A 3,692-nucleotide genomic window follows, 5' to 3' on the forward strand; every position below is an offset into this window, starting at 1 on the left:
GTTCTAGTTTCTTCGCTTTGAGCCGTCTCAAAGCGAAGAAACTTAGGCCTCGAAGGGGAGTACCCGGTCGCCGCCGAACTAGCGGAGCGGGCCGCCTCGGGCGTCCAGGCGGTCCAGCAGCTTCGGCAGGACGTCGCCTAGGCGAAGGCCGTCGTGCTCGAACTCGTTGGTGACCCACGGCGCGACGTTGCCCACGTGCGCTGCCGTCTCCAGGGAGAGCGACGAGTCGACGAACATGTCGTCGAAGTACACGGCCGCCTCGACCGGGACCTCGTTCTCCGCGAGGCGGTGCAGGTCGTACAGGTCGCGCCAGTCCTGCCGCTCCGCAAGGGCGTCGGCGGCGGCCTGGAACGGTCGCAGCGCGCTGATCTCGGAGAACATCCAGGGGTAGATCATCTCGCCGGTCAGCAGCAGCGGCCGGGCGTCTTCGGCGAAGGCCGGGTCGGCGTCGCGCACCGACTGGGCGGCCCACGCCGTCGGGCCGGTGTGGGACTGGGCGTAGATCGACTCGTGCAGCAGCGCGTACAGCGGGTTGGTCGCGAACGACGTCTCGGCGGCGACCGTGGCGAGGAAGGTGTCGCTCAACGGGCCACCGTGCGGGGAGTCGAACGCCTCGTCGAGGATCCAGTGCACCCGCTCGAACCCCGGCTGCATGCCGAAGTCCATGCCGAGCGTCTGGAACCGGCGGGTGGTCAGCGTGTCGCCGCCCGGCGCGGTCACCTCACCGGTCGAGAGGCGGTCGGCGATGCGGCCGAGCGTCTTCACGGCGTGCGGGTAGCGCGCCCGGAACCGCTCGTTCTTGGCGACCACGCGCGGCTGGGTGCGCTCGTACACCTCCCGGGCGGACGCCGTCAGGCTGGGCAGGCCGCCGGTGACGAGGCTCGCGTTCAGGCCCTCGGGGGCGAACGACAGGTAGGTCATGGTGATGAAGCCGCCGTACGACTGGCCCAGCGACGTCCAGCGCCGGCCGTCGAAGAGGGTCTTCCGGACGTGCTCCGCGTCGCGCACGATGTTGTCGGCACGGAAATGGCTGAGATGGTCGGCCTGTTCCGCGGGCGTGCCGACGGCGTTGAGCGTGGCGGCGCGGACGGCGGTGGACCGCCCCGTGCCGCGCTGGTCCAGCAGCACCACACGGAAACGCTTCAGGGCGGTGCCGACCCAGCCCTCCGGGCCGGTCGGACGCGGGCCCTTGCCGCCGGGGCCGCCCTGCAGGAACACCAGGAGCGGCAGGTCCTCGCTCCGGCGCGCGGGATCCACGAGCTCGCGGGCGAACACGGAGATCGTGGGCGAACCGTCGGGCTGGGTCCAGTCGAGCGGGACGTCGACGGAGTGGTCGGTGACATGGACACCGGGAAGGGTGTAGCTGATGGGCACGGGGACGAGCCTATGGGGCCGAGCCGCTGTGTGCGGAGGGAGCCGACACCACGAACCTCGCAGGGTGATCACAACTCGATATAGTGGCAACCATGGGTGACTACGGTGGTGATCTGCGTATCCGGCGTCTGCGCGCCGGGCTGACGCAGCGTGAGCTGGCGTCGAGATCTGGAACCTCGCAGCCGGCGATAGCTGCGATCGAGAAGGGTGTTCGCAGCCCCGCGCTGGAGACCCGCGCGCGACTTGATGCCGCCCTCCGGGTGCGGCCGTCGATCCTGCTGGAGAGTGCGATGGAGCAGGTCCGCGAGGTGCTCGGTCGGTACCAGGTGACCAACCCGCGTGTCTTCGGCTCTGTCGCGCGAGGTGAGGACACGGAGGAGTCGGACATCGATCTGCTGGTCACGACTCCGGCGGACTTCGACATCTTCGACAAGGCCCTCTTGACGGAGTCGCTCGAAGAAACACTCGGCGTGCAGGTAGACGTGGTTCCGGACGACGCGCGCGGGCCCGCCGTCGCGCGCGCGGTGGCCGAGGCGGTGCCGTTGTGACCGGCAGTGCTGCTACACCTGTCGACGGCGAGGGTGTCGCGGACCGGGAGAAGGCCGCTCGGTACTTGGCGGATCTGGTCCGCTTCGGGGAGCAAGCCCGCCAGCTGGTCTCGGAGGGGCACGAGGCTTATCTGGCTCAGACGTTCGACGGCGAGCGGAGCAGGGGCTTCGGTGAGCACATCGTGCTGAACATCGCGACGGTCGCCGAGCGACTCCCGGAGTGGTTCAAGGAGCAGCACCCCGACATCGGCTGGCCGGCGCTCAAGGGCATGCGCAACCTGATCGCCCACGTCTACGACGGCGTGGACGACGAGCTCGTGTGGCGTGCACTGGAGAAGCGGGTGCCCCGGATGATCACGCAGCTGGTCGACGACGAGTGATAGTCGTTGCATTAGTGGAGTGTCTGCTCTAATAATTGAGTTGTGACGACCACAGAGGTGCGCCAGCCGCCTGCGCTTCCCGTCCTGCTCGGCCTGGGGACGCTCGCGCTCGGTATCGTGCTGGGCTGGTTCGCGCCCGCGCTGGCCCGGGGTCTGGCCGACCTGATCGAGGCGACACCCCTGCCCTCGCCCGGCCTGATCCGGCTCATCGAGACCCTCCCGCTGGAGTGGTCGCTCGGGATCCTCGGCGGGCTCGGCCTCGTTGGCGGAGGTTTCGTCGCGTTCATGACGGTGGGCGAGGCGCCCCGGCTCACCGTCGCCGACGACCACCTCGAGCACGCGCAGGAGGAGCGCGAGGTGTGGATCGAGCGGTCCGACGTCGGCGCCGCGTTCCGGGACAAGAACGATCTCGTGCTCCTGCGGCCCGACGGCGGGCTGCGCGCTCGCCTCGACGCTGACACCCTCCCGGAGGCGAAGGTCCGGGGCGCGCTGGAGCAGCACCGGTGGCCGTGGCGGGACACCGACCCGTACGAGCAGCAGTTCGAGCGCTGGGTGGACGGTCGGCCCGGCTTCGCCGCCGACGAGCACGAGGCGCTCCGCCGTCGGCTCGAGGAACGCAAGGATGCCGCCGCCCGTCGCAAGGCGGACGAGGACCTGGCCGCGCTGGGCCTGGTCGCGCGAGTCCGGGACGACCGGATCCAGGTACGTCGGGCGGCGTCGGCCGGCGAGGACGCACGTGGCGCGGACCGTTGACCCGGCCCGCCACGAGGCGCGCCGGCTGGTCATCATCGACGCGGCCCTGACCGTCTTCGCCGAACGCGGGTACGACGGCGCCACCACCGCCGAGATCTGCCGGCGGGCGGGCATCGGCTCGGGCACGTTCTTCCACTACTTCCCGACCAAGCTCGCGCTGCTGCTCGCGATCCTGGCGCTCGGCACGGCCGAGACGCACGAGCAGACCGAGCTCTACGCCGAGCGCACCGACCCGCTCGGCGTGCTCCTCGACATCATCAGGCAGGGCGCCGACGACGCGGCGGACCTCCGGATGCCGGGCTTCGTGCGCGCGGTGGGCGGAGTCATGCACCTGCCAGAGGTCGCCGCCGCCCTCGACGCGGACATCCAGGCGCAGCGCGACCTGCTCCGACCCTGGGTGGAAAGGGCGCAGCAGGCGGGCGAGATCAGAAAAGACCTCACCCCGGAACAGATCACCTCGTGGCTCTACCTGCTCACCGACGGCTTCCTGGGCCGCATCGCGACGGAGGACACCTTCACGGCCAAGACGGAAAAGGCCACCCTCGTCGACACGGCCAAACGCTTCCTGGCGGCATCGTGATGCGTGTGGTCGGTAGAAGGTCAGGTGTTCGGCAACCCGGGTTACCGAACACCTGAC

At 70.0% G+C, this 3,692-nt stretch carries 5 protein-coding genes; 4 read left to right on the top strand and 1 reads right to left on the bottom strand.

What is annotated here, in order from left to right; translation table 11 throughout:
* Positions 1–78: 78 nt before the first annotated feature.
* Positions 79–1,374, bottom strand: coding sequence for an alpha/beta fold hydrolase (locus AB0F40_RS27335; protein WP_357475449.1), 1,296 nt, complete (start codon positions 1,372–1,374; stop codon positions 79–81).
* A gap of 92 nt (positions 1,375–1,466) precedes the next feature.
* On the opposite strand from AB0F40_RS27335, the gene AB0F40_RS27340 reads away from it, so the two are divergent.
* The 4 genes from AB0F40_RS27340 to AB0F40_RS27355 are packed head-to-tail and all read left to right on the top strand — an operon-like array spanning position 1,467 to position 3,635.
* Positions 1,467–1,922 (top strand): helix-turn-helix domain-containing protein, encoded by a 456-nt coding sequence (locus tag AB0F40_RS27340; protein WP_357475451.1) that lies wholly within the window; start codon positions 1,467–1,469, stop codon positions 1,920–1,922.
* Entirely contained in the window at positions 1,919–2,302 is a 384-nt protein-coding gene (locus AB0F40_RS27345; protein WP_357475453.1) for a HepT-like ribonuclease domain-containing protein, read from the top strand. Before AB0F40_RS27340 ends, AB0F40_RS27345 begins: the two co-directional genes overlap by 4 nt.
* A gap of 42 nt (positions 2,303–2,344) precedes the next feature.
* Positions 2,345–3,055 carry a hypothetical protein gene (locus AB0F40_RS27350; protein WP_357475455.1) on the top strand — a complete coding sequence of 237 codons (711 nt, stop codon included), beginning with the start codon at positions 2,345–2,347 and terminating at the stop codon, positions 3,053–3,055.
* Positions 3,039–3,635 (top strand): TetR/AcrR family transcriptional regulator, encoded by a 597-nt coding sequence (locus tag AB0F40_RS27355; RefSeq protein ID WP_357475457.1) that lies wholly within the window; start codon positions 3,039–3,041, stop codon positions 3,633–3,635. The genes AB0F40_RS27350 and AB0F40_RS27355 overlap by 17 nt, the downstream gene beginning before the upstream one ends.
* Positions 3,636–3,692: the final 57 nt, after the last annotated feature.

The sequence above is a fragment of the Promicromonospora sp. NPDC023987 genome, assembly GCF_040639055.1.
Lineage (GTDB): Bacteria > Actinomycetota > Actinomycetes > Actinomycetales > Cellulomonadaceae > Promicromonospora.